Origin of the sequence: Microlunatus parietis, assembly GCF_013407955.1 — a bacterium.
In the GTDB taxonomy this organism is placed as follows: Bacteria; Actinomycetota; Actinomycetes; order Propionibacteriales; family Propionibacteriaceae; genus Microlunatus; species Microlunatus parietis.
Genome location: NZ_JACCBU010000001.1, coordinates 5,774,560 through 5,798,254, shown reverse-complemented (window position 1 = coordinate 5,798,254; position 23,695 = coordinate 5,774,560). Strand labels below are relative to the sequence as shown.

The 23,695-nt window shown below is 69.0% G+C and carries 21 protein-coding genes; 8 read left to right on the top strand and 13 right to left on the bottom strand.

The window, feature by feature from the left end; all coding sequences use genetic code 11:
* Positions 1–11 precede the first annotated feature (11 nt).
* Positions 12–1,784: a proline--tRNA ligase gene (locus tag BKA15_RS27970; protein WP_179756535.1), complete on the bottom strand. Its 1,773-nt coding sequence runs from the start codon at positions 1,782–1,784 to the stop codon at positions 12–14.
* Positions 1,785–1,949: 165 nt separating this feature from the next.
* Between BKA15_RS27970 and BKA15_RS27965 the strand changes: the two genes are divergently transcribed.
* The 3 genes from BKA15_RS27965 to BKA15_RS27955 are packed head-to-tail and all read left to right on the top strand — an operon-like array spanning position 1,950 to position 3,242.
* A complete protein-coding gene (locus BKA15_RS27965; protein ID WP_179756533.1) occupies positions 1,950–2,264 on the top strand; it encodes an ArsR/SmtB family transcription factor in 315 nt (104 codons plus the stop codon).
* Complete coding sequence (locus BKA15_RS27960) at positions 2,254–2,808, top strand: SRPBCC domain-containing protein (protein ID WP_218871607.1); 555 nt, start codon at positions 2,254–2,256, stop codon at positions 2,806–2,808. The genes BKA15_RS27965 and BKA15_RS27960 overlap by 11 nt, the downstream gene beginning before the upstream one ends.
* On the top strand, positions 2,805–3,242 hold the full coding sequence (locus tag BKA15_RS27955; protein ID WP_179756531.1) for a VOC family protein: 438 nt from the start codon (positions 2,805–2,807) through the stop codon (positions 3,240–3,242). The genes BKA15_RS27960 and BKA15_RS27955 overlap by 4 nt, the downstream gene beginning before the upstream one ends.
* A gap of 15 nt (positions 3,243–3,257) precedes the next feature.
* On the opposite strand, the gene BKA15_RS27950 is transcribed toward BKA15_RS27955, so the two are convergent.
* The 5 genes from BKA15_RS27950 to BKA15_RS27930 all read right to left on the bottom strand — a co-directional run bounded on the left by BKA15_RS27950 (position 3,258) and on the right by BKA15_RS27930 (position 13,003).
* Positions 3,258–5,450 carry an ABC transporter ATP-binding protein gene (locus BKA15_RS27950; protein ID WP_179756529.1) on the bottom strand — a complete coding sequence of 731 codons (2,193 nt, stop codon included), beginning with the start codon at positions 5,448–5,450 and terminating at the stop codon, positions 3,258–3,260.
* Between the two features lie 18 nt (positions 5,451–5,468).
* Positions 5,469–6,620 carry an ABC transporter permease gene (locus BKA15_RS27945; protein ID WP_179756527.1) on the bottom strand — a complete coding sequence of 384 codons (1,152 nt, stop codon included), beginning with the start codon at positions 6,618–6,620 and terminating at the stop codon, positions 5,469–5,471.
* A 13-nt stretch (positions 6,621–6,633) separates the two neighbouring features.
* Positions 6,634–7,626 carry an ABC transporter permease gene (locus tag BKA15_RS27940; protein ID WP_179756525.1) on the bottom strand — a complete coding sequence of 331 codons (993 nt, stop codon included), beginning with the start codon at positions 7,624–7,626 and terminating at the stop codon, positions 6,634–6,636.
* A gap of 7 nt (positions 7,627–7,633) precedes the next feature.
* On the bottom strand, positions 7,634–9,610 hold the full coding sequence (locus BKA15_RS27935) for an ABC transporter substrate-binding protein (RefSeq protein WP_179756523.1): 1,977 nt from the start codon (positions 9,608–9,610) through the stop codon (positions 7,634–7,636).
* 81 nt (positions 9,611–9,691) lie between these two features.
* On the bottom strand, positions 9,692–13,003 hold the full coding sequence (locus BKA15_RS27930) for a pectinesterase (protein ID WP_179756521.1): 3,312 nt from the start codon (positions 13,001–13,003) through the stop codon (positions 9,692–9,694).
* 291 nt (positions 13,004–13,294) lie between these two features.
* Here BKA15_RS27930 and BKA15_RS27925 point away from each other — a divergent pair, with 291 nt between their 5' ends.
* Positions 13,295–14,122 (top strand): serine protein kinase RIO, encoded by an 828-nt coding sequence (locus tag BKA15_RS27925; RefSeq protein ID WP_179756519.1) that lies wholly within the window; start codon positions 13,295–13,297, stop codon positions 14,120–14,122.
* On the opposite strand, the gene BKA15_RS27920 is transcribed toward BKA15_RS27925, so the two are convergent.
* Both BKA15_RS27920 and BKA15_RS27915 read right to left on the bottom strand, forming a co-directional pair.
* Positions 14,123–14,872 carry a VOC family protein gene (locus BKA15_RS27920; protein ID WP_179756517.1) on the bottom strand — a complete coding sequence of 250 codons (750 nt, stop codon included), beginning with the start codon at positions 14,870–14,872 and terminating at the stop codon, positions 14,123–14,125.
* Positions 14,872–15,030, bottom strand: a complete 159-nt coding sequence (locus tag BKA15_RS27915; protein WP_179756515.1) for a ribbon-helix-helix domain-containing protein — start codon at positions 15,028–15,030, stop codon at positions 14,872–14,874. Before BKA15_RS27915 ends, BKA15_RS27920 begins: the two co-directional genes overlap by 1 nt.
* A 92-nt stretch (positions 15,031–15,122) precedes the next feature.
* Here BKA15_RS27915 and BKA15_RS27910 point away from each other — a divergent pair, with 92 nt between their 5' ends.
* Both BKA15_RS27910 and BKA15_RS27905 read left to right on the top strand, forming a co-directional pair.
* Complete coding sequence (locus tag BKA15_RS27910; protein WP_179756513.1) at positions 15,123–16,127, top strand: ABC transporter substrate-binding protein; 1,005 nt, start codon at positions 15,123–15,125, stop codon at positions 16,125–16,127.
* A gap of 47 nt (positions 16,128–16,174) precedes the next feature.
* Entirely contained in the window at positions 16,175–16,627 is a 453-nt protein-coding gene (locus BKA15_RS27905) for a DoxX family protein (RefSeq protein WP_179756511.1), read from the top strand.
* Here BKA15_RS27905 and BKA15_RS27900 read toward each other — a convergent pair.
* The 4 genes from BKA15_RS27900 to BKA15_RS27885 are packed head-to-tail and all read right to left on the bottom strand — an operon-like array spanning position 16,582 to position 20,540.
* Positions 16,582–17,388 (bottom strand): NAD-dependent epimerase/dehydratase family protein, encoded by an 807-nt coding sequence (locus BKA15_RS27900; protein ID WP_179756509.1) that lies wholly within the window; start codon positions 17,386–17,388, stop codon positions 16,582–16,584. The two genes, BKA15_RS27905 and BKA15_RS27900, sit on opposite strands and share 46 nt — an antisense overlap.
* On the bottom strand, positions 17,388–18,371 hold the full coding sequence (locus BKA15_RS27895) for a mannonate dehydratase (RefSeq protein WP_179756508.1): 984 nt from the start codon (positions 18,369–18,371) through the stop codon (positions 17,388–17,390). Before BKA15_RS27895 ends, BKA15_RS27900 begins: the two co-directional genes overlap by 1 nt.
* 21 nt (positions 18,372–18,392) lie before the next feature.
* Complete coding sequence (locus BKA15_RS27890) at positions 18,393–19,685, bottom strand: mandelate racemase/muconate lactonizing enzyme family protein (RefSeq protein WP_179756506.1); 1,293 nt, start codon at positions 19,683–19,685, stop codon at positions 18,393–18,395.
* A gap of 42 nt (positions 19,686–19,727) precedes the next feature.
* Entirely contained in the window at positions 19,728–20,540 is an 813-nt protein-coding gene (locus tag BKA15_RS27885) for an RraA family protein (RefSeq protein WP_179756504.1), read from the bottom strand.
* Positions 20,541–20,648: 108 nt separating this feature from the next.
* On the opposite strand from BKA15_RS27885, the gene BKA15_RS27880 reads away from it, so the two are divergent.
* Together BKA15_RS27880 and BKA15_RS27875 are read left to right on the top strand one after the other, a co-directional pair.
* On the top strand, positions 20,649–21,404 hold the full coding sequence (locus BKA15_RS27880) for an IclR family transcriptional regulator (RefSeq protein ID WP_179756503.1): 756 nt from the start codon (positions 20,649–20,651) through the stop codon (positions 21,402–21,404).
* Positions 21,405–21,577: 173 nt separating this feature from the next.
* Complete coding sequence (locus BKA15_RS27875; protein ID WP_179756501.1) at positions 21,578–22,522, top strand: phosphotransferase family protein; 945 nt, start codon at positions 21,578–21,580, stop codon at positions 22,520–22,522.
* On the opposite strand, the gene BKA15_RS27870 is transcribed toward BKA15_RS27875, so the two are convergent.
* Positions 22,484–23,284, bottom strand: a complete 801-nt coding sequence (locus BKA15_RS27870; RefSeq protein ID WP_179756499.1) for a class I SAM-dependent methyltransferase — start codon at positions 23,282–23,284, stop codon at positions 22,484–22,486. The two genes, BKA15_RS27875 and BKA15_RS27870, sit on opposite strands and share 39 nt — an antisense overlap.
* Between the last annotated feature and the right edge of the window lie 411 nt (positions 23,285–23,695).

The following is a 23,695-nucleotide window of genomic DNA, read 5'->3' as shown; positions in this document are numbered from 1 at the left end:
CACTCCCAGAACTAGACGAGGAGATCCGCGGCGCTGCCCTCACGGATGAGGGCGAGCAGATGAGGAAGCGCATCCGCGACCGCGATGTCGGAGCGCTCACCGGTCCGGCGGTCCCGGACCTCGATCAGGCCGTCGGCCAGGCCGCGGCCAACCACCACGATCGTCGGCATGCCGAGGATCTCGGAGTCCGCGAACTTCACGCCGGGGCTGACGTTCCGGTCGTCCAGCAGCACCTCGATGCCCGCCTCGTCCAGCCGGGTGGCCAGCTCGTGGGCGTACTCGGCGATCTCGGTGCCCTTGCCGGCGGCCACGATGTGCACCCGGTACGGCGCGATCTCGGGCGGCCAGGCCAGACCCTTCTCGTCGCTGGTGTTCTCGGCCACCGCGGCGACGGCGCGGGACACGCCGATGCCGTACGAACCCATGGTGACCGTGGTCAGCTTGCCGTTCTGATCAAGGACCTGCAGGCCGAGCGCCTCGGCGTATTTCTTGCCCAGCTGGAAGATGTGACCGAGCTCGATCCCGCGGGCCAGGTGCAGCGGCCCGGAGCAGTCCGGCGACGGGTCGCCCTCCCGGATGTCGGCGACGTCGATCGTCCCGTCCGGGGTGAAGTCGCGGCCGCAGACAAGATCAAAAACGTGCTTGCCCGGCTGGTCGGCGCCGGTCACCCAGCGGGTGCCGACCCCGACCCGCGGGTCGACCAGGTATTTGATCTTGGTCGCCGACTGCTCGCCCAGCGCGCCGGGGCCGATGTAGCCCTTGACCAGACCCGGGTGGGCGGCGAAGTCGGCCTCGCCGAACGGCTCCGCGGCGGCCGGCTCCAGCTGCGCCTCCAGCCGCTTGGCGTCCACCTCGCGATCGCCGGGAATCCCGATCACCAAGGGATAGCGAGTCTTGCCGTCGGGCTCGGTGATCATCAGGACGACGTTCTTCAGGGTGTCGCTCGCCTGCCAGGGCCGGTCCGGCCGCGGCACCCGCTCGTTGGCCACCGCCACCAGCGTCTCGATGGTCGGCGTGTCCGGGGTGTCCTCGACGTGGGCGGCGGGTAGGTCGTCGTACGGGAGCGGTTCGGCGGGCGGGATCCGGACCGCCTCGACATTGGCGGCATAACCGCCGGGCGAGCGGACGAACGTGTCCTCGCCGTTCTCCGCGATGCCGAGGAACTCCTCGCTGGCCGAGCCGCCCATCGCGCCGGACATGGCGGAGACGATCTCGTACTGCAGGCCGAGCCGGTTGAAGATCTTGATGTACGCGTCGCGGTGCGCGTCGTAGGACTTCTGCAGCCCGCTGTCGTCAAGATCGAAAGAGTACGAGTCCTTCATCACGAACTCGCGCCCGCGCAGGATACCGGCCCGCGGCCGCGCCTCGTCGCGGTACTTCGTCTGGATCTGGTAGAGCGACAGCGGCAGATCCTTGTAGGAGGAGCAGAGGTCCTTCACCACCAGGGCGAAGATCTCCTCGTGGGTCGGGCCGAGCAGCATGTCGTTGCCGCGCCGGTCCTTCAGCCGGAACAGGTTCGGGCCGTACTCGGTCCACCGGTTCGTCGCCTCGTACGGCTCGCGCGGCAGCAGCGCCGGCAGGTGCACCTCCTGCGCCCCCATCGCGTCCATCTCCTCGCGGACGATGGCCTCGACCTTCCGCAGCACCCGGTAGCCGAGCGGCAGCCAGGAGTAGATGCCCGGGGCGGTCCGCCGGATGTAGCCGGCCCGGACCAGCCAGCGGTGGCTGGGCACCTCGGCGTCCGCCGGGTCCTCGCGCAGGGTCCGGACGAACAACTCCGTCATGCGAGTGATCACGTCGGTGCTGGCCTTTCTTCGACTTTCTGGGGAGCAGCGGGGTACGGCGCCGTACCACCCGTGCACCTTATCGCCAGTCCGCGGGTGGTCCGTGCCGTCCCGAGGTTTCATATCCCTTGCTATTCATATGAACGGCGAGTAATGTCCTGGGCCATGGACGGTTTCACGGTGCTGGCGGACCCGAACCGCCGCCGCGTCCTGGATGCGCTGGCCGACGGAGAGTCCGACGTCGGCTCGCTGGTCGAGCGCCTGGCGCTGTCCCAGTCGCTCACCTCGAAGCACCTCCGGGTGCTCCGGGACGCCGGCGTGGTGACGGTGCGCGTCGACGGCCCGCGTCGGGTCTACCGACTCAACGACCGCCCGCTGCCCGACGTGATCGCCTGGATCACGCCCTATTACCGCCGGTGGTCGCGGGGCCTCAACCGGCTGACCGAACTACTCGAACAGGAGAAGGACGATGCCGAATGAATTGATCATGGACGCGATCGCCGCGGCGGGCTTCGAGGCCGCGACGCTCACCGAGGACGCCGGCACCTGGGTGTTGACGATGACCAGATCACTGCCGCGCAAGGCCGAACAGGTCTGGCCGTGGCTGACCGAGCCGGACCGGCTGGCCCAATGGTCGCCGATCGTCCCGGACCGGTCGCTCGCCGAACGCGGTGCCGCCCAGGCCCGGGAGAATCCGGGCGACGACTGGGTGGACGTCGAGGTGCTGGAGGTCGACCCGCCGCGCGAGTTGATCCATCGCTGGGGTGATCACACGATGCGCTGGACGCTGACCCCGAGCGACGCCGGCTGCGTGCTCACGCTCGAGCAGCGCTTCGGCGACCGTGATCTTGCTCCCGCGCTGGCAGGTGGCTGGCACGTCTGCCTGGCCGTGCTCACCGTGACCACCGATGATCATCCGGTCGGCCGGGTGGTCGGCTCCGACGCGAACGCGTACGACTGGCAGCAGCTCCATGATCATTACGCCGAGCAGTGGGGTCTCGGGGCGACGAGGGCGTCCTCGTGAAGCCCGCGACCGTCATCGTCGCCCTCCCGGTCACCGACCTCGACCGCACGCTTCGCTTCTATCGCGAGGGTCTGGGGGTCGAGACGTCCGACATCGACGGCGGCATGATCGTCATCGAACTGCCGAACCTCTCGCTGTTCCTGATGGATGTGCGGGAGTACGCGACCTATGCCGACCGGGTCGGCCCGGCGGCGAGCGCCACCCCGGCCCCGGGCGCCTGCATGTTCTCCTGCGCGATCGGCACCCGGGCCGAGGTGGACCAGACCCTGGCCGGTGCCGAACGCGCGGGCGGCTCGATCCCCGGTCCGGCCGGGGAGTCCGACGGCGGCTACATGGGCTACGTCAGCGATCCCGACGGGCACGTCTGGGAGCTCGTCTGCAACGACCAGACAGCGGCCGCCGCCGGATCGTCGACGGCCGCGCCGGACCGGTGACCGACCGGTGACCGACTACAGGCCGGACAGTTCGAGCTCTTCGCTGTAGTGGCAGGCGGCCAGGTGCCCCGCCCCGGTGATCGGCCGGAGTTCCGGCAGCCGACTCGTACAGCCGTCGTTCACGTAGCGGCACCTCGTATGGAACGGGCAGCCCGGCGGCGGGTCGGCCGGGTCGGGCAGGTCGTCGGCGATCGTGTAGCCGTGGCGCGAGCCGCGCTGGGCCGGGTCGGGGATCGGGACCGCGTGCAGCAGCGCCTCGGTGTAGGGGTGCTGCGGCGCCCGGTACAGCTCGTCGGTCCCGGCCCGTTCGGCGATCTTGCCGAGATACATCACGGCGACCCGGTCCGAGATGTGCTCGACCACGGACAGGTCGTGGCTGATGAACAGGTAGGTCAGGTCGTAGGCGTCCTGCAACTCGCCGAGCAGGTTCAGGATCTGGGCCCGTACCGAGACGTCGAGGGCGGAGACGGCCTCGTCGGCGATCACCATCCGCGGGTTGGTGACCAGGGCCCGCGCGATGTTGATGCGTTGTCGCTCGCCGCCGGAGAAGGCGTGCGGGTAGCGCTTCAGATACTCCGGGCGCAGGCCGACCACCTTCAAGATCTCGGCGACCCGGTCCCGGAGCTCGGAGCCCGTGGCGAGCCCGCTGTTGCGGAGCGGTTCGCCGACCAGCTGCTCGAGGGTCATCCGCGGGTTCAGTGAGGAAAACGGGTCCTGGAAGATCACCCGGACGTCCGTCCGGTACTTCACCAGACCCGCCCCGCCCAGCGTGCTCACGTCGACTGCCGAGCCGTCCCGCCGCCGGTACTCGATGCTGCCCGAGGTGGGCTCCAGGATCCGCGCGATCGTCCGGCCCAGGGTGGACTTGCCGCAGCCCGACTCCCCGACCAGGCCGAGCGTCTCGCCGGGCCGGATCGCCAGGCTGACACCGTCGACGGCACGGACCTCGCCCTTGGCCCGGCGGAAGGCCCCGCTCCTGACCGGGAAGTACTTCTTCAGGTCGCGCACCTGCATCAGCGGAGCCGGCACCTCCTCCGGCGGCGGACCGGCCGTCCCGCCGTCGGGGCCCGGCGCGGGCTCGACCACCTGCACCCGGCCGGGCACTGCCTCGGCCTGGCCGGCGCGCCGCGGCACGGCCGGGGTCTCCAGCTCGACGACGCGGCGGGTCGGCTCGCCCGGCTGCCCGGCGGCGCCGTCGCGGTCGTACAGGTGGCAGTAGGCGACGTGGCCCCCGCCGAAGTCGGCCAGCGCCGGCAGGCTCTGGTCGCAGACGCCCTTGATGGCGTGATCACAGCGATTGTTGAACGGGCAGCCGGCCGGTCGGTTCTGCGGGTGCGGGATCATCCCCCGGATCGCGGACAGAGCCTGCCGACGTCGGCCGGCCCGCATCGTCGGGATCGACTCCAGCAGAGCCCTGGTGTACGGATGCTTCGGGTCGCCGAAGATCTGGTCGACCGTGCCGTGCTCGGCGACCCGGCCGAGATACATGACGGTCACCTCGTCGGCGATCTCGGCCACCACGCCCATGTCGTGGGTGATGAACAACATCGACATGCCGCTGTCGGCCTGCAGCCCGGCGAGCAGATCCAGGATGCGAGCCTGGGTCGTGACGTCCAGCGCGGTGGTCGGCTCGTCGGCGATGAGCAGCTTCGGCGAGCAGGACAGCGCGATCGCGATCATCGCGCGCTGGCACATCCCGCCGGACAGCTGGAACGGGAAACTGTCGATCCGGTACTCCGGCTGCGGAATGCCCACCTTGCGCAGCATGTCGATGGCGTGGTCCCGCGCCTCGGCCTTGCCGAGCTTGCGGTGGATCCGGATCGCCTCGGTGAGCTGGTCGCCGATGGTGTACATCGGTGACAGCGACGCCATCGGCTCCTGGAAGATCATCCCGATGTCCCCGCCGCGGACGGTCCTCAGCCGCGGGTCCTTGCGGCCCAGCTTCGTGATGTCGATCATGGTGTCGGAGCCCGGGTCCGGCCGCCACTCGATCGAACCGTCGATGATCCGGCCGGGTCGCTCGATCAGTCGCATGATCGAGCGGGCCGTGATCGACTTGCCGCACCCGGACTCGCCGACGACGCACACGGTCTTGCCTCGCGGTACTGCGAGATCGACACCGTCGACGGCCTTCACCACGCCTTCTCTGGTGAAGAAGTGGGTCTTCATCCCGGCGATGCGCAGGACCGGCTCGTTTGCGCGCTCCATGAGTCCTTCTCTTCCGTTTCAGCTGTACGGGTCGGCCGCGTCGCGCAGACCGTCGCCGAAGAAGTTGAGGGCCAGTACGGCGACCACGACCGCGATGCCCGGGATCATGATCCACGGCGAGGTGGTGATCACCCGGACGTTCTGGGCCTCCTGCAGCAGGACGCCCCAGCTGACCACCGGGGGCTGCAGGCCGAGACCCAACCAGGACAGCGAGGTCTCGGCCAAGATCATTCCCGGGATCGACAGCGACAGTCCGGCGATGATGTGACTGGCGAACTGGGGCAGCATGTGGCGGAAGATCAACCGGCCCCGGCTGGCGCCGTCCATGGTCGCGGCGCTGATGTACTCCTCCTCGCGCAGCGCCATGAACTTGCCCCGGACCTCGCGGGCCAGCCCGGTCCAGCCGATCATGGACAAGATCACCACGATGGCGAAGTAGCGCTGCAACGGTCCCCAGTCAGGAGGTACGGCAGCGGCGAGCGCCATCCACAACGGAATCGCCGGCAGCGACATCAGGAATTCGATCACGCGTTGGATCACCGTGTCGACCGCGCCGCCGAGCAGGCCGGACAGGCCGCCGAGGAGGATCGAGATCACCAGGCTGATGGCGATCCCGACCAACCCGATGGTCATCGACACGACGGTCCCGTGGATCATCCGGGACAGGATGTCGTGGCCGTTCTTGTCGGCACCGAGCAGATAGACCGGCTGCGTCTCGTTCGGGTCCTGCGGTCCGATCAGGTGCCGGTCGCCGGGGATGAAGCCGAAGAGCTGGTACTCCTCGCCCTGGACGAACAGCCCGATCTCGGTCTTGGCGGTCTCGTCCGCCCGCCAGGTGAGCTCCAGGGTGTCGGGGTCCTGCTCCCCGGTCACCGGGTGGACGTACATCCCCCACTCGCCGTTGTCGACGAAGTGGATCGGTTGCGGCGGTGCGTAGGCGTGGTCGGCGCTGTAGAAATCGCTGGAGTACGGGGCCAGGAAGCCGGCGAACAGGACCACCAGATAGAACCCGAGCGTGATGATCGCGCCGATCACGGCCAGCCGGTGCCGCTTGAACGACCACCACATCAGCTTCCACTGGGAGGCGACCGCGACCTCCGGCTCGGCGATCTCGGCAAGATCGACTTCGGCCGGCTCCGCGGCCCGCTGATCGGGCAGTGCCTGAGTCATCGTCCAGTCCCCCTCAACGCCGCGCCAGCCGGACCCGGGGGTCCAGCCAGCCCAGCAGCAGGTCCGAGATCAGCGTGCCGATCACGGTCAGGGTCGCGCCGATCAACACGATCGACCCGGCCAGATACATGTCCTGCGACCGCAGCGCCCCGAGCAGCAGCGGTCCGGTCGTGTCCAGGTTCAGCACCTGGGAGACGATCGCGTCGGCGCTGATCAAGCCGGCCAGCACCCAGCCGATGGTGGAGAAGAACGGGTTCAGGGCGACCCGCAGCGGATACTTCAGGGTCAGCTTCACCTCGGACACGCCGCGGGCCCGGGCGGCCACGACGTACGGCTTTCGGACCTCGTCCAGCAGGTTGGCCCGCAGGATCCTGATCATGCCCGCGGTGCCCGCCGTGCCCCACACGATCAACGGCACCCAGAGGTGCCCGAGCAGGTCCAGCACCTTGCCGAGGTTCCAGGCCGCGCCCTGCCACTCCGGGGACAGCAGGCCGCCGGCGCCGGTGCCGAAGTAGGTCATGCCGAGGTACATCAGCACCAGGGCGATCAGGAAGTTCGGCGTCGCGAGACCGATGAACCCGATCATGGTGACGACATAGTCGCCGACGCTGTACTGCCGCAGCGCGGAATACACCCCGATCGGGAACGCCACCACCCAGATGAACACCAGGGTGGCCACCGACAGGCCGATGGTCAGCGGCAGCCGGTCGGCGAGCAGCTCCGACACCGGCTTCTTCCAGGCGAACGACTGCCCGAAGTCCTGGTGCAGCACGATGTTGGTGATCCATTTCCAGTACTGGACGTAGACGGGCTGGTTCACGCCGTAGCGCTGCTCCAGGGCGGCGATCCTGGCCTGGTCGAGTTGATCACCCTGAGCGGCGTACTGGGCGATCAAGGTCGACACGTAGTCGCCCGGCGGCAGCTGGATGATGATGAACGAGGCGACCGAGATGGCGAACAGCGTCGGGATCATGATCAACAACCGACGCAGGACGTAGCGTCCCATCAGCTGATCACTCCTGGATGAACCACGTCGGCGGGTTGGCGTGCGCCGGCGTGTAGTAGACGGGCGTGTCCGGGATCGGGGTCTGCACGTTCTTCAGCCGGTTGTTGATCACGACGTACGGAGCCGGCGCCGAGGCGATCCCGATCACCCAGAACTGTTCCTTGGCGATGGCGATGATCTGCCGGTAGAGGTCTTCCCGCGCCTTCTGGTCCGGCGTCTTCTCCAGCTGCCAGTAGAGCTCCATCTGCTGCAGCGCGGCGTCGATCGGCTTCTCGCCGGACGCACCGTCGGAGGCGAAGTACTCCGCCCAGGGCGTCGCCCAGAACGACTGGCTGCTGAACGGGAAGTACCAGCGCGGTTCGACGATCTCCACCGCCGCGCCGCCGTCGCCGCTCCACACGCAGGCGTCGGTCTCGTTGGCCTCGTTGCCGACGCGTTCCGAGAAGAGCGTCCGGTCGATCGCGTTGACATTGAGCCGGATCCCGACGGCCTTCCACATGTTCTTGATGATGGCCGCCGCCGCGGACCACTCCGAGAACATCGCCTGCGCCACGTCGAGCGTGATCGTCAGGTTCTTGCCGTTCGGCAGCGTACGGAAGCCGTCGCCGTCGCGCGCCGCGATCCCGGCCTTGTCGAGATGCTCGTTGGCCGTGTCGACATCGAATTCGGTGTACTGCTTGGCGAACTCCTCGTCGTAGTAGATCGAATTCTTCGTCGGTGCCGCCTGCCAGGGCTCGCCCTGCCGCTGCCAGACCGCGGTGATCAACTCCTGCCGGTCGATGGCGTGCGAGAGACCGATCCGGAAGTCCTTGTTCTGATAGAGCTCCCGGTGGTCCTTGTTCTTGTTCGCCAGGTTGAGGGCGACGCACATCGTGTTCATCGAGGTCGGCGTGAGGTCGGAGATCTGGTAGCCGGATTCCTCCCGGCTCTTGGCGAAGACGGGCTTGTTCGCCGGCACGTTGACGTGCCGGTACATCAGGTCGACCTCGCCCGACGTGGTCTTGAGGACCATCACCTCCGGGTCCATCACCACGGCGTAGGAGAGCTTGTCGATGTAGGGCAGCTGGCGACCCTCCGGGTCGGTCTTCCAGTAGTACGGGTTGCGCTCCAGCTCGACCGAGTTGCCCTCACCGAGCGGGGTGGTCACCTTCCACGCGTTCAGCACCGGACAGTCCACGCTCTCCCACTCGTTCACCTGCCCGTCGTAGTAGTCGGTCCAGGTCTCGAAGCCGGCGTCCTTGGCCTCCTGCTCGGCCTTGTCGTTGTACTTGGGGTGGAAGCGGGACGCGTAGTGCTTCGGCGCCGCGACCAGGTCGATGTAGTGGGTCGCCAGGTCCAGGAACAGGCCGTTCGGCTGGGCGAAGGTGAGCTTGACCGTGTAGTCGTCGACCTTCTCGGCCTGGGCCAGCTTCCCGTCCTGGCTGAGCCACTTGGGCGGGGTCGGGTTGAGGTCCGGATTGCCGGCGACGTCCTGCACCACGAACATCAGGTCGTCGGCGGTGAGCGGCTCTCCGTCCGACCAGCGCAGCCCCTCCCGGAGCCGGATCGTGAACGTGGTGGCGTCGTCGGAGGCCTCGACCGCGGTCGCGACACCGGGCAGGTTCTGCGTCACCATGGGGTCCTTGCGGAGCAGCGGTTCGTAGCCGGCGATCCGCTGGAAGGCCGCGGTGTCGCCGGGTCCCTGGGTGAACGAGCGCCAGGTCCCGCCGTAGCTGCCGAGTTCGGCGACCTCGACGACCAGCGGCTCCTTCGGCAGGCGTTCCGCCAGCGGTTCGAGGTCCCCGGCCTCGACCCGCTCGGCCAGCATCGGCGACTCCTTGACACTCGTGTCGACCGAGCCGCCGCCGTTCGAGTCGCCGCCGTCCCGTTCGGGTTCGGTGGACAGGAAGCCGCAGCCGCTCAGGGTTGCGGTGACCAGGGCGGCACTACCGCCCCGGACCAGCAGGTTCCGTCGGCTCAACACGTTCTTGATGGGTTCGCTCATGATCACTCTCTCGCCTTCGAGTTCCGGAGAATTCGGACAATGTCAGAAAACGGTTCCTGGCCAGATCCGGTGCGGCGCCGGCTAACTCACCCGCCGCCAGGCGTCGGAGCCGCCCGGCGGCTGGTTCCGGCTGCGGGCCTGCGCCTGCCACCAGTGGCCGTCGTGGGCGACCAGCTCACCCCCGGTGTAGTGCCAGCTGGCCGTCCAGGCGCGCTGCGGCCCGAGGGCGCCGGTGACGAACTCGCCGGCCTCCAGCCACGGCCCGCGGTCGGGACCCGGCTGCTCGCCGTCGGTCGCCTCGTGCGCCACCCAGGTCCGGTCGTCGTGGCGCACCAGGTCGCCCGGGCCGTAGGACCGGTCGGCGGCCCACGGTTGCGCCTGCCCGGCCTGCCCGGCCGCGTAGGTCCGTACCACGACCTCGTCCGACGGCGCCGACTCGCCGGCTGCGTTCTCCGCCCGGACCGTGTAGGTGTACTGCTGCCCCGGCTCGGCGGTGCGGTCGTAGAACGTGGACACCCCGGCGGTGCCGAGCTTCTCGGCCGGTTCGCCGTCCCGGCTGCGGTAGATCACGTGCCGCTGGTTGCCCGCGCCCGGCTTGAAGATCAGGCCGACGAACCTCTCGCCGGTCAGCCCGACCACGAGGCGTTCGGGCACGGCGGGCCGGGGCACCGCGGCCTGGACCGCCTCGCTCGGCTCGGACCGGCCGCGCTCGTTCTCCGCCACGATCCGGTAGCGGTAGCCGGTGGCCGAGGTCGGGACGTCGGCCACGTACTCGGCCTTCGTCACCGACGCGATCGGCGTGAAATCGCCTCCGCCGTCGGCCAGCCGCTGCACCTCGTAGGTCTGCGCGTCGGTGACCTCGTCCCACTTCAGGCTGACCGAGGAGAAGTCGATCTCCTCCACCCGCGGCGTGGCCGGTGTCGTCGGGTGCTCCAGCGGCCGGTTCGTGGTGGCGCCGACCGTTTCCGACGGTCCGGACGCGCCGCCGGCCCCGAGTGCGATCACCCGGTAGCGATAGCTCGTGCTCGGCTGGACCGCCGTGTCGGTGAACCGGGAGCGAGTCGTCCGCGTGACGACGGCGAACTCGCCGCCGGCGCCGGCCCGCTCGACGGCATAGCCCACGGCGCCGTCGACCTCGGCCCAGTCCAGGCTCACCGAGTAGCTCCTCGCCTCCGCCTCGGGAGTCCCGGGCCCGGGCGGTGGTGCGCTGTCGTCGTAGTGGGCGAGGTCGACCTGCTCCGACGGTGCCGACTCGCCGCCGGAGTTGACCGCGGCGATCCGATAGCCGTACGGCATGCCGGCGGCCAGGTTCGCGTCGTTGAACTCCGGCTCGGTCGTGGTCGCCACCGACCGCGGGTACGGGTCCGCGAGCGAGGTCCGGTACACGACGTAGGCCGTGGCGGTCTCGACCGGATCCCAGCGCAGACTTGCGGTGCCGTCGGTGACCTCGCCGTGCACCGCCGCGGGCGCGGCAACCTCCGTGTCCTCGGCGGTCGGCCGGAAGGCGGCGATGTAGTTCATCGTGGACCCGCCGGCGTTGGGGCCGAGCACCACCCGGGTCCCCGCCGTCACGTGGCGCTTGAACACCGTGTATGTCACCGGCTGGTCGTCGATGATCACGGTTCCGGTGTCTTCGTACTGAGAGGTCAGCCAGGCCGGCCGCGGCGAGATGCGGGCGTCGTGCGCGAGGTAGACGTCGGTGTCGCGGGCGACGTGGAACCGCACGAGATCCTCGTTCGCAGCACCGCGCGAGTCGTTCGCGGATCTGATCCACTCCGCGCCCAGCAGGTCCGCCGGGAGTTCGGTGAAGCGGTAGCCGCGGTCGCCGTGCGTGGCATCGCCGACCTGCAGGTTCGACTCCAGCGACCAATCGGTCGCGTTCTCGGCGCCGTTGGCGGAGCCGTCGTTGACGACGACGCTGCGGGCGACCTCGCCGTTCAGCGGCGCCAGCGGTTCCGGCTCCTCCTTGGGCGCGACCGGCGGCTCGAACTGGTCACCGTCCCAGTCGACCGGCGTCAGCGGGTAGCCGGCCGGGAAACCCGGGGCGGCGAGTTCGTTCAGGTACTCCTCGAGATTCGTGTACCCGTTGCCGTTGTCGTCGCCGTTGCGGTCGGCGGGATCGTCCGGATCGAGCCCCCGGGCCGTCTCCCAGCCGTCGGGCATCCCGTCCCGGTCGGCGTCCGCCGGCGCGGTGCCCTCGGCCAACTCCGGGAAGCCGCCGACGTCGCCCTCCTGGTCGATGATCACCCCGGTCTGGAACCGCACGCTGCTGATCACCCGGCGGTCCACGGCGTCGCGCCGCAGCGAGGCGCCGGCATGGTCCAGGACGTGTTCGTACGCCGACTCCGGCGACTCCGTGTGCACCGGCGGATAGGCGAACCGCTCGTCGACGACGACGCTCGGCCGGTCCGACTCCATGATCTTTTCGCCAGGGTCGTGGCCGTCCAGCACGTCGTTGAGGTTGCCGTCGATCCGGTTGTCGGCCAGATACACCTGGTAGTTCTCGTTGCCGCGGAACACCCCGAACTGCGGCTCGGTGGAGTTGGCGCCGGCGATGAAGTAGTTGCCGACGACGTTGCCGTATCCCTTGGTGCCAGACTCGCCGCCGGCGACGTAGGCGTAGCCGCCCCAGTTGTAGACCACGTTGTTCACGAAGTCCATCGGCCCCTTGGTCTTGGGGTTGCGGTCGTTGTTGTGGGCGTACAGGTTGTGGTGCATCGAGATGGTGTTCATCTCCACCAGCCCGCCCATCGAATGGGTCAGCAGGCCCTCGGAGATGATCGACCACTGAACGGAGATGTTCTTCGAGCGGGGGTTGTCGTAGTCCTTGCTCTTGATCGACAACACCTCGTCGCCGCCCCAGGAGAACGACGAGTGGTCGATGATCACGTTCTGGCAGTCCTCGAAGTACATCGTGTCGTCGCCGGCCTGGTCGGAGTTCCGGAAGCGCAGGTGCCGGACGACGATGTCGCTGCTGTTGAGGAAGCGGATGTTGTTGCCGGCGATCGTCACGCCGTCGCCCGGCGCGGTCTGCCCGGCGATGGTGATCCTGGCCTTGTTCCGCACGATGATCTGCGGAATCTCGATCTCGCCGCCGATGTCGAAGACGATCGTGCGTGGGGTGTCGCCCGCTGTGGTGAGGGCGTGGTGGAACGTGCCCGGACCGGTCAGTTCGCGGCTGGTGACGTGGTACACCTCGCCGCCGCGACCGCCCTGGGCGAAGGCGCCGAGCCCTTCGGCACCGGGGAAGGCGGGCAGCGCGTCCTCCTCGGCGCGGGCCGGTGCGCCCGGCAGGACCACCAGGGACAGTGCCAGGCACAGCAGCAGCGGCAACCACAGCCGGCGTGCCGGCGGCACCGCAGAACCCGAGAACTGCTGACTCAATCCGCCCATCTCATACCCCTCTGTATGAAGATCAGTTGACGTTGAAACGATCCAGTGAGAAACCGGTTTCACCGTAACAGAGGGTTTCGGCGAGCGTCAAGAAGTCGATCGGGGCGACTGCGGCTCAGCGCGACCACGAGAAATCACTTGCCAGGCCAGGCGCGGATCGGTCACGATCATCCGGCTGGTGCCCGTCTGCGCCGGGAGCGCCCGGTGCCTGAGGAAGGAGGCGTGACATGTCCATCGCCTCCTTTGGTCATGCCTTCGTGACCATCACCCTCAGCACAGGAGCACGCACCGATGACCGAATCCAGGTCCGCAACGGACTACGGCTTCGACTTCACCTTCGAAGCCAAACCTGATCTGCCCGACAACCAGCGCTGGTCTCGTTACGACGAGATGGGCGTGCTCACCGGGCCCGAACCGCTGCCCGACTGGGTGATCACCGAGATGGCGATCGACACCGAGCTGGGCATCCTCAAGACCGGCAAGGAAGCCGACGTCCATCTGGTCGAACGGGCCACCGACGACCGGGCCGAACTCCACGCCGCCAAGCGCTACCGTTCCCATGATCACCGCCAGTTCCACCGGGACAGCGGGTACGTCGAGGGACGCAAGATCAGGAACACCCGGGACCGCCGGGCCATGGCCAAGGGCAGTCAGTGGGGCCGCACCGTGGAGGCCGGCCAGTGGGCCGCCGCCGAATGGGGCACCCTCTGCGACCTCTGGTCGGCCGGCCTCCCGGTGCCGTACCCGATCCAGCTCGACGGCACCGAGATCCTGATGGAGTTGATCACCACCGAGGACGGCCGACCGGCGCCACGACTGGCCCAGGCCAGGCCGGACCGGGACCTGCTCGCCGTCTTCTGGCAGCAGCTCACCGACGCCATGCGTGTGCTCGCCTCACGTCAGCTGGCCCACGGGGACCTGTCCCCGTACAACATCCTGGCCACGGAGGATCGCATCGTGATCATCGACCTCCCCCAGGTCGTCGACATCGTCGGCAATCCGCAGGGCATGGAGTTCCTGGCCCGGGACTGCCGCAACGTCGCGAACTGGTTCACCGGCAAGGGATGGGCGGTCGACCCCGACGAGCTGCTGTCGGAGTTGATCAGCTACGCCTGGTGATCAGGAGGACGGCCAGACCTCGACCAGCTGGCCGTCGGGGTCGGTCACGGTGATCCGGCGCGGGGCGTCCAGCAGCTCCGCCGAGTAGCCGGCCGCGGTGAGCTGGCCGGCGACCGCCTCCAGCGGCTCGTCGGTCTCGAGGCTCAGCCCGACCGAACCCTCCTGATCATCGGTGTGGGCTCGATGCAGGAGGATCACCCCACGGTCACCGTTGCGAAGATGATGATGACCCTCCGAACCGTCCTCGTCGGGCTGGAAGCCGAACCGGGCGAAGAACCGGGCCGCGCCGTCGAGGTCGTTGGTGAAGAAGACCACGACCACGTCGACCGGCCCGGGCCGCGGTTCGTGTCGCTCGTACCCGTAGAAGTCGGTCTGCTCCTCGTTGATCGAGAGCTTCCCGCCAAAGGGCGTGCTGACCGTGGCCTGAAGGCCGAAGGCCTCGTCCCAGACCGACGTCTCGAGACCCTGCGACTCCAGATACGCGGCGGCCGCCCTGGCCTCCGGGGCCACCATGACCAGTCCGGTCTGGCCGCCCGGCGCGCCGGAATCGCTGCGGTCCCCCGAGGCGTGCAGGGCCACGGATCCACTCCGGCCGCGCAGGTCGTACCAGCCGGTGTCCTTGCTGACCAGGACACCGAGCCCGAGCACCTCGAGGAACCGCGCCATCGCGGCGGGCTCGTCGGAGAACCGGAAGGCCTGTGCGACAAAGGTCGGCACGGCAACGCTGCTCTGCTCCGTCATGGTGATCATCACTGTCCCTTCTTCGTCGTCAGGTAGGCCTCGAGCGCCGTCTCGACCACGGCGGACAGACTGCGGCCCTCGTCGATGGCCTGGTGCTTGAACCGGCGGACCAGCTCCGGCGGTAGGTAGACGTTGAACTGAACCTTGCTCGGCTTGTCTGCGACCATGGCTAAAATGCTAGCAATCTAGTACGGAGGGTTGTCAACCCCTTCCGGACCGCTGAGATAAGGTCTGCCTAACCAAACGAAGGGGAATCCTGATGCGCCCGTTGCGCCTGCTTTTCGTGATCATGGTCGGCCTGGCCTTGCTGGCCACGGGCTGCGGCAGTGGCGGCACGACCCCGTCCGGCGGGGCACCGGCTCCGCAGCGGCTCGGCCCGACCGCCGCGCCGGGCGACGACGTCTGCGGCGAGACCCGGCCGGCCACCGGGCCGACGACGATCGAGCACGCGATGGGGTCGACCACCGTCCCGGACGACCCGCAGCGGATCGTGGTGCTGGACAGCGACAAGCTGGACACCATCTGCGCCCTCGGGCTGCAGGACCGGCTCGTCGGGACGATCTCGCTGGACAGCGGCCAGCCGTCCTATCTCGGCCCGACGATCAAGGCGGTGCCGACGGTCGGCAAGATCTCCGAGCCGGAACTGGAGAAGATCGCGAGCCTGCGCCCGGACCTGATCCTCGGCTCGAAGTTCCGCACCCCGGACCTGTACGACCAGCTGTCCCAGATCGCGCCGACGGTGTTCACCGAGCTGGTCGGCCTGACCTGGCAGGAGAACTTCCTGCTCGACGCGAGCGCGCTGCGCCGGGCCGACCAGGGCCGGGAACTCCTTGATCAACTCAAGGCTGACGCGAAGACCACCGGCTCCGAGGTCGACGGGGCCCAGGCCGAGGCGTCGATCGTCCGGTTCATCAACGGCGGGATCCGGATCTACGGCCCGACCAGCTTCTCCGGCTCGGTGCTCGAACTGGCCGGCATCTCCCGGCCGGAATTCCAGCAGCTGAACGGGGCCGAGGACCGGCGGTTCGCCGAGATCAGCGCCGAGGAACTGCCGAAGGCGGACGGCAAGATCATCTACGTCACCGCGTACGGGCCGGACGCGACGGCCCAACAGGACCAGCTGCTGAAGGATCCGCTCTGGCAGACGCTGAACGGGGTGAAGAGCGGGCGGGTGTTCCTGGTCTCCGACGAGGTCTGGATGACCGGGATCGGCGTGATCGCGGCGCACGGGATCCTGGTGGACCTGAAGACCTCCCTCGGCTGACGGTCAATGTTCGGGTTCCCGTCACTCCCCGCTGTTAGAACGGCTCGATGGCTACCGCTTCCGAGTCCTCCCGTCCACGCCCGGTCACGGTCGCCGGTTGGGTCCTGCAGGTCCTGGCCGCCGCGATGTTCCTGTTCACCGCGTTCGGCAAGTTCACCGGCTCCGCGGTCAGCGTCGAGACCTTCGACGCGATCGGGGCCGGCGACTGGCTGCGCTACCTGACCGCCGCGCTGGAGTTGCTGGGCGCCGTCGGCCTGCTGATCCCGCCGCTGTCCGGGCTGGCGGCGCTCTGCCTTTCCCTGCTCATGGTCGGTGCGGTGCTGGCCCAGCTCGCGGTGGTCGGCGGGCCGTGGCTGCTGCCGGTGGCGTTGCTCGCCGTGGTCGCGGTGATCGCCTGGATCCATTGGCCGCGGACGATGGGGCTGATCGCCCGGATTCGTACCGGGGCAGGGAATCAGGACGTCCAGTCGAGCCGGCCCCGGGCCGGCGAGCAGTCGTAGAACCCGCGTTGGCCGGACAGGTCGCCGCGGATCGGCGTGTCCGGGAAGTAGCGCCGGGCCAGCTCCTCGCTGGGCACCTCGCTGGCCGTCCGGTCGGCGACGACGTAGAACACCTCGGCGCCCCGGACCTCGCCCGTCAGCGCGGCCAGGCAGACGGCGGCACAGGCGTCGGGCGGCGAGTAGCCCCACAGGTCCGGTGCCGCGGCGGCCTCGTTGCGGCGGATGTGGGCCACCCGAGCCTCGCGTTCCATGATCGCGGAGAAGCGCAGGCTGGCCACCGACACCGACGGGAACCGGCGGACGATCGAGCGGGCCTGCTCCTCCAGGATCCACTTGGACAGGCTGTACGGATCCTCGGCGTAGGTCGGGTGCGACGCGTCGATCGGGAAGTAGTCGAACCGCGGCTGGCGGCTGTAGATGCCGCCGATCGCGTTCACGCTGGACGCCGCGCAGACCCTGGTCACGCCGGCCTCGGCCGCCGCCAGCAGGACCGAGTAGGAGCTGCTCACGTTGTCGTGGTGGGTTCGCGGCCAGCCAGGCTGCGGACCGGCCCAGGCGGCCAGGTGGATCACCGCGTCGACGCCGTCGAGCAGGCCGCGGACCGCGTCGTAGTCGGTCACGTCGGCGATCACCGGCTGCACCAGCGGGCCGGCCTCGACCAGTTCCCGGTCGCAGGCGATCACCGTGTGCCCGGCCGCGGTCGCCGTGTCGACCACCCGACGACCGAGCCGGCCGGCCGCGCCGGTGATCATGATCCGCATCAGCTCTCCTTGCCCGCGGCCTCGATCAGTCCGCGCATGTACCCGATCGCGAACAGCCGGCCCAGGGTGCCGTAGCCGACGTCGGAGAGCGATTCGCCATACATCGTCGGTACGTGATCACACCGCATCAGGCCCTCGAAGCCGATGTCGCGATACGCCTTGACGCAACCGTACATGTCGGTCGGCCCGGCGTCGTGCCACGTCTCGGTGAAGCTGTCGACGGTGCCTTCGACGTCGCGGAAATGGACGAAGAAGATCTTGCCGTCGGCGCCGAGCTCGCCGATCGCGGCCGGAAGATCATCCGTCATCAGCCGGAAGTTGCCCTGACAGAACGTGATCCCGTTCATCGGCGAGTCGACGGTCTGCAGCAGCCGGCGGTAGCCGTCCAGGCTGGACATGATCCGGCCCACCCCGCCGAGCGGCGACAGCGGCGGATCGTCCGGATGCATGGCCAGCCGGACACCGGCGTCCTCGGCGACCGGGATCACCCGGCGCAGGAAGTACTCCAGGTTCTCCCAGAGTTGATCTTCGGCGATCTCGCCCAGTTCCGGCGGTCCCGCATCGAACGCCGTCCGGTCGAAGGCGGTGACCACCGAGCCGGCCCGGGACGGCGTGCTGGTGGAGGTGCGGACCCAGTTCCGGTCGGTCATCCACTCGTAGCACCAGACTCCGATGCCGAGCTTGCCCATGCTGGTGATCAAGGTGCAGACCGCGTCGATCTCCTCGTCCCGGCCGGACAGGCCGCGCTTGGCCAGGTTGAGCGGCGGACGCCATTCGATCACGCCGAGGTCGAAGCCGGCCTGCTGGTAACGGTCCTTCAGGCGCAGCATCGGCCGGTAGTCCCAGGGCGCGGCGCCGTCGCCTGCCTCGAGCCGGTCCACCGGTGGCAACGTACCCACCGCGTCCTCGACGCCGGCCTGGGCGACCAGCCTGGACAGCGTGCCGTCGATCTCGGCGCCCGGGACCACTTCGGCGATCTTCACGTGCTCAACTCCTCCATCGGGTCAGCTCCAGAGTCGATCATGGGCGGTTTCGTTGTCCCAGATCGCCGTGTCGGCGAACAGGACCGGCGCCCGCGGGTCGAGGTGCTCGGCGAACAGTTCCTCGTTGATGTCGGTGAAGCCGAGACCCGGCGCCTCGGGCACGGCGATGTTGCCGTCGTCGGCGATGATCGGGTTCGGCAGTCCGGTGACCAGGTCGTTCCAGAACTCCACGTCCGCCGCGTGGTGCTCCAGAGCCAGGAAGTTCTGCGTCGCGGCGGCCAGGTGGACGCTGGCCATGGTCGCGACCGGCGACGCGGCGAGGTGCAGCGCCATCGCGATCCCCTGCTCCTCCGCGTAGTCGCCGAGCCGCTTCGTCTCGGCGATCCCACCCGACGTCGCCGGGTCGGGATGGACCACCCGGATCGCCCCGGAATCCAGCAGGGGCTTGAAATTCTCGGTCAGATAGATGTCCTCGCCGGTGCAGGTCGGCACCGCGACCGCCTCGGTCAGCTGGCGCCACTGGTCGGTGAACTGCCACGGGATCAGGTCCTCGATCCAGGCCAGCGTGTACGGCTCCAGGGCGCGGCCGATCCGGATGCAGGAGTCGAGCGCGATGTGGCCGAAGTGGTCGGCGGCCAGCGCGACGTCGTACCCGACGATCTCGCGGACCCGCGCGACGTAGGCGGCCAGCGCCTCGACCCCGCGCTGGGTGACCTGGATCCCGGTGAACGGGTGCATCGTCGCGCTGTCGGTCAGGGCCCCCGGTGGCGCGATCAGCGCACCCGGCACGTCCTTGATCAGATTGATGCCGACGTCCATCTTGAGCATGGTGAAGCCGCGCGCCTTGCGGTCGAGCAGCCGCTTCCCCATCCGATCCGGGTCGGCTTCGCTCGGTGTATCGGCATAGCACCGGACCCGGTCCCGGAACTGCCCGCCAACGAGGGCGTACGCAGGAACGCCGTAGGCCTTGCCGGCCAGGTCCATCAGCGCCATCTCGATCCCGCAGACGCCGCCGCCCTGCCGGCCGTGCGCGCCGAACTGTTTGATCTTGCGGAAGATCTTGTCCAGGTTGCACGGGTTCTCGCCGATGATCCTGCTCTTCAAGATCAACGCGTAGCTCGCGCTGGCGCCGTCGCGGACCTCGCCGTAGCCGACCAGTCCCTGGTTCGTCTCCAGCCTGATGATCGTCGACGGGAACGGTACCCCGACCAGGTTGGCGACCTTGAGATCGGTGATCCGCAGCTGACTGGGCCGGGAGGCGGTGTTGACGTTGTCCTCGCTCAGCACGGGAGCGCCCGAACCGACGATGGTCATGACGGATTTCCTTCTCTCGTTGAGATTTAGATCGGTTGGCGCTCAGATCGGGTTGACGCGGGTCCAGTCGGCGTAGTCGGCCTCGATGTGCTCGGCCCAGGTGCCGGTGTCGATCTCCGTCGTAGTGTAGATCCGCTCCGAGATGCGCAGCTTGCCGAACCGGTCCCGGTGCGCGGTCTTCTTGCTCTCCTGCACGACGGCGGCGACCAGGTGCGGCGGGATGAAGGTGACGCCGAGCTCGGTGCCGAGCACGACATCGCCGGGCAGCACGGTGGCGCCGCCGATGGTCACTGCCGCGTTGACCGTGTTCAGCACGACCTCGCGGATCGGCGACGGGTCGGTGTCGCGGAAATAGAAGTTGGCGTCGAGCTCGCGCAGTCCGGTGAGATCCCGTACGCCACCGTCGATCACGGCGCCGACCCCGGTCCGGGTGGCCACCGCGGTGCCGAGGTTGTCGCCGACCACGGTGCCGTTGAAGATCTTGCCGAAGATGTCGGCGACCAGGCAGTCGCCGGCGCCGAGCGATTCGATCACCCAGGTGTTCTGCCGGCCGCCCTCGGTGAAGCCGTGCTCCCGGCCGTTGCGTACCACGGCTTCGTTGTGGTCCGGCCGGAACGGCACGAACCCGCAGGTCAGGGCGCGCCCGGCGAACGGCCGGCCGGGCCGGGACTGCACCCAGCCGCCGACGTACTGCCGCGGATAGCCGGCATGATCGAGAACGGACCAGGCGTGCTCGGCGGTGGCGCCGGCGAGCACCTCAAGATCATCATCGGGGACCCGGGGACGCCCGTCGACGGAACGCTCCCCCTCCCACAACGGCGTAAGGGCGACGATCTCTTCGTAGGACGGCAGCATCGAGGAATCCTCGGTTGACGGGAGTTGCGCAGAATGCAACGCTGTTGCTCAATCCTGCGCAGCGGGGGCGCAGCCTGTCAAGGGTCGGACCACCAGGAGACACGAGCGATGGCAGCAGCGGAGGACCAGCGGGCGACCTCGTCACTGCGGCGGGGCCTGGTCGCGCTCGAGCTGGTGGCCCAGTCCGGCAAGGACGGCGTCACGGTCACCGAGGTCGCCGCGCAGCTGGCCCTGGACAAGTCCAGCAGCTCGCGGATCCTGGCCACGCTGCGCGAGGCCGGCTATGTCCGGCAGGACGTCAACCGGCGCTACTTCTCCACGCCACGGCTGAGCAAGCTGGCCCACCGCCGGCCCGGCGTGCTCGACCTCGCCGGCCTGGCCCGGGCCCGGCTGGAACAGCTTCATGATCAACACGACGAGGCGATCCATCTCGCGGCGGTCAACGGCGGCGAGATGCTGTTCCTCGACTATCTGCAGACCAGCAAGGCCGTCCGGACCGAGATCCCGATGGTGCCGCGGCCGATCCACGAGGTCGCGGTCGGCGTCGCCGTCCTCGCCGCGGTCGAGCACGGCGAGCGGTCGCAGCTGATGCGGGAGTCGCTGGCCGCGGCGCACCACCGGCTGTCCGCCGCCGAACGCAAGGAGCTGTCCGGCCAGATCGAGCTGGCCCAGCAGCGCGGCTGGGCGACCATCGAGCACGGCGACGAGGTGACCCGGATCGCGGTCGCGCTGATCGACGCCGAGGGCAGCCCGGTCGGCGGCATCTGCCTCTCCGGGCCGTCGTACCGGATCGACCCGATGATCAAGGAACTGGCCCGCGACACGATCGCCGCCGCCGTCGAGATCAGCGCCAGCTTGCGCTGACCGCACCGCCGCGCCCTGTGGCGTGTCGCGATTTCTCTTCGCATCAACAGCTGCAACGTTGCATCGGCCCGTTGCGCTCGACACCAAGAGGTTTCGCGACATCACCGGGCAGGAACAGCGGCCGGTGTGATTATTGGGGTGCAACGGATCACCGGTACTGGCACGATCACCGGATGGCGGTCGACGAGGCTTCCCTCGTGGCGGCGCTGGCCGGAGCGAGTCCCGCGATCACCTTGCGCGGACGGCCACGTCGCCTGGCGGGCTACGCCAACGAGATCTGGTTCTGTGACAGCGACGCCGGGCCGGTCGTCGCCAAGGTGCGGCTGATCCCGGAGGAGGATCCCGAGCAGCTGGCCACCTATGTGCACACAATGGATCTCTTGCGCCGGCAGGGATTCCCGACCCCGGAGCTGCTCGTCTTCGAGGAGTCCTGTGCCGCTCTCGACGGCCGGCAGTTCTCCGTGCTGCGGCACGCGGACGGCGCGGAGGCGTCCGCGCTGCTCGGCCGGATCCCGGCCGCCGCGCGGGTCGAGTTGCTGCGGGAGTTCGGCCGGATCATCGGCCGGCTGCATGCGATCGAGCTGCCGGCCGGGACGGTCTGGCGCGACGACACCGGACAGGCGCACCCCGGCTGGCCAGAGGTCTTCCGCGCGGCCCTCGACGAGGTGCTCGCCGAACTGACCTGGCTCGACGGCGACGAGCGGAGGCTGGTCGACGCGGCGACCGTACGGATCGAGCGGGAGGCACCCGCCCTGCTGGCGCCGGTAGCCGCTGCACGCCTGGTCCACCGTGACCTGCACCCGGGCAACTTCCTCGTCGCCGAAGGGAGGACCACGGTCCTGCTGGACTTCGAGATGGTCCGCGAATGGGACGCGGCGTACGACTTCATCAAGATCAACAGCAGCCTCCTCGGCGGCCCGGCCGAGGAGGTCGCCGCCTTCCACGCCGGCTACCGCGAGCAGGTGGCCCCGGACGACGGGTTCGCGGCCAGGGTCCGGTTGTACGAGGGTCTCTACGGCCTGCTGTCCGCCGCCGAGTTCCGCAGCGGCAATCCGCGGCATCGAAACTGGGCCAACAGCCTACGCCGCTGGCTCGCGGCGGAACAGGACCGGCTGTGACACCCAGTGCCGGGTCACCCGGCCGCCGGGTCGCTCGGCGAACAGCCGCCGCACCTCACCGTAGAGATGATCACGTTTGGCCGGCTCCATGACGAGGTGATTGGCGAACGTGTCCAGCAGGGCGAGGTAGCCGTCGACGTCGTACTCGACCGGCCAGACGTAGCTCCGGTCGGCGACCGCGGTGAAGAGCCCGGTCGACTCGGCTTCCTCGATCAGCGGCCCGTTGGTCGGCCGCGGCGGCGCCGGCGGCCAGTCGATCGCCCCTTCGCCGAGTTCCTGGTAGACGGGCTGGAGCTGGTCGAAGAACGGGTCGTAGCCGTCCGGAAAAGCGTGCCGGGCCCCGAAGACCGCCAGCCAGCCACCCGGCGCGAGCAGGGCGGCGGCCTTCGTCCAGCGCACCTGCGGATCGAGCCAGTGCCACACGTTGGCCGAGTAGACGAGGTCGTAGCCGGTCCCGGCCGGCGGCTCCCACTCCTCGAAGCCGCCGGTGATCACCGAGACCAGCGGAAAGGCGGCGAGATTGCGCCGGGCCTGCTCGGCCAGGCCGGGACCGAGCTCGACGGCGGTGATCTTGAACCCGCGCCGCGCGACATCGACCGTCGCCGTGCCGGGGCCGGCGCCGATCTCCAGCAGCTCCGACGGCGGCCGCAGACCGGTGGCGGTGATCAGGTCGTCGAACAGCTCGGCGGGGTAGGCCGGCCGCGCCGCCTGGTAGATCGCCGCGGATTCGTCGAAGACGTCGCGTTGGCTCATGGAAGACATCCCATGATCGTTCCACGCGCAAGCCGGCGACGCTCCTGACTTTCATCACTACCCGCGCGGTCCGCCGCCGTGGAGCCTCGTTGGCACGACCTTCCACCGCATCAGGCCGGGCCACGGCGACAGCAAGACCGTGCCGCTCAAGCTGCTCGAATCGACGGCCCTCGACTCGGGCGTCCTGCACCTGGTCTACGGCCGCGCCGAATAGTCGCCTCGGGTCGGGAGGATGGCAGGACGCGTTCGGCCCTGGCACCACCGGGCATTCCCGAGATCTTGCTGCTCAGCAAGTAGTTGCGACCCAGAGGGCGTGGGCGACTGGCCCGGTACCAAGATCATGAGTGCCGGTACGGTTCGTCAGGTACACGTTCCCGTGCGGTGACCGGAAGATCATCGTCGTCGGATCCGGTCTGCGCC

Bases quoted from the DNA above. Each gene is read 5' to 3' on its own strand.
- BKA15_RS27970 (WP_179756535.1), bottom strand. From the start codon at position 1,784: ATGACGGAGTTGTTCGTCCGGACCCTGCGCGAGGACCCGGCGGACGCC.
- BKA15_RS27965 (WP_179756533.1), top strand. From the start codon at position 1,950: ATGGACGGTTTCACGGTGCTGGCGGACCCGAACCGCCGCCGCGTCCTG.
- BKA15_RS27960 (WP_218871607.1), top strand. From the start codon at position 2,254: ATGCCGAATGAATTGATCATGGACGCGATCGCCGCGGCGGGCTTCGAG.
- BKA15_RS27950 (WP_179756529.1), bottom strand. From the start codon at position 5,450: ATGGAGCGCGCAAACGAGCCGGTCCTGCGCATCGCCGGGATGAAGACC.
- BKA15_RS27945 (WP_179756527.1), bottom strand. From the start codon at position 6,620: ATGACTCAGGCACTGCCCGATCAGCGGGCCGCGGAGCCGGCCGAAGTC.
- BKA15_RS27940 (WP_179756525.1), bottom strand. From the start codon at position 7,626: ATGGGACGCTACGTCCTGCGTCGGTTGTTGATCATGATCCCGACGCTG.
- BKA15_RS27935 (WP_179756523.1), bottom strand. From the start codon at position 9,610: ATGAGCGAACCCATCAAGAACGTGTTGAGCCGACGGAACCTGCTGGTC.
- BKA15_RS27930 (WP_179756521.1), bottom strand. From the start codon at position 13,003: ATGGGCGGATTGAGTCAGCAGTTCTCGGGTTCTGCGGTGCCGCCGGCA.
- BKA15_RS27925 (WP_179756519.1), top strand. From the start codon at position 13,295: ATGACCGAATCCAGGTCCGCAACGGACTACGGCTTCGACTTCACCTTC.
- BKA15_RS27920 (WP_179756517.1), bottom strand. From the start codon at position 14,872: ATGATCACCATGACGGAGCAGAGCAGCGTTGCCGTGCCGACCTTTGTC.
- BKA15_RS27915 (WP_179756515.1), bottom strand. From the start codon at position 15,030: ATGGTCGCAGACAAGCCGAGCAAGGTTCAGTTCAACGTCTACCTACCG.
- BKA15_RS27910 (WP_179756513.1), top strand. From the start codon at position 15,123: ATGCGCCCGTTGCGCCTGCTTTTCGTGATCATGGTCGGCCTGGCCTTG.
- BKA15_RS27905 (WP_179756511.1), top strand. From the start codon at position 16,175: ATGGCTACCGCTTCCGAGTCCTCCCGTCCACGCCCGGTCACGGTCGCC.
- BKA15_RS27900 (WP_179756509.1), bottom strand. From the start codon at position 17,388: ATGCGGATCATGATCACCGGCGCGGCCGGCCGGCTCGGTCGTCGGGTG.
- BKA15_RS27890 (WP_179756506.1), bottom strand. From the start codon at position 19,685: ATGACCATCGTCGGTTCGGGCGCTCCCGTGCTGAGCGAGGACAACGTC.
- BKA15_RS27885 (WP_179756504.1), bottom strand. From the start codon at position 20,540: ATGCTGCCGTCCTACGAAGAGATCGTCGCCCTTACGCCGTTGTGGGAG.
- BKA15_RS27880 (WP_179756503.1), top strand. From the start codon at position 20,649: ATGGCAGCAGCGGAGGACCAGCGGGCGACCTCGTCACTGCGGCGGGGC.
- BKA15_RS27875 (WP_179756501.1), top strand. From the start codon at position 21,578: ATGGCGGTCGACGAGGCTTCCCTCGTGGCGGCGCTGGCCGGAGCGAGT.
- BKA15_RS27870 (WP_179756499.1), bottom strand. From the start codon at position 23,284: ATGTCTTCCATGAGCCAACGCGACGTCTTCGACGAATCCGCGGCGATC.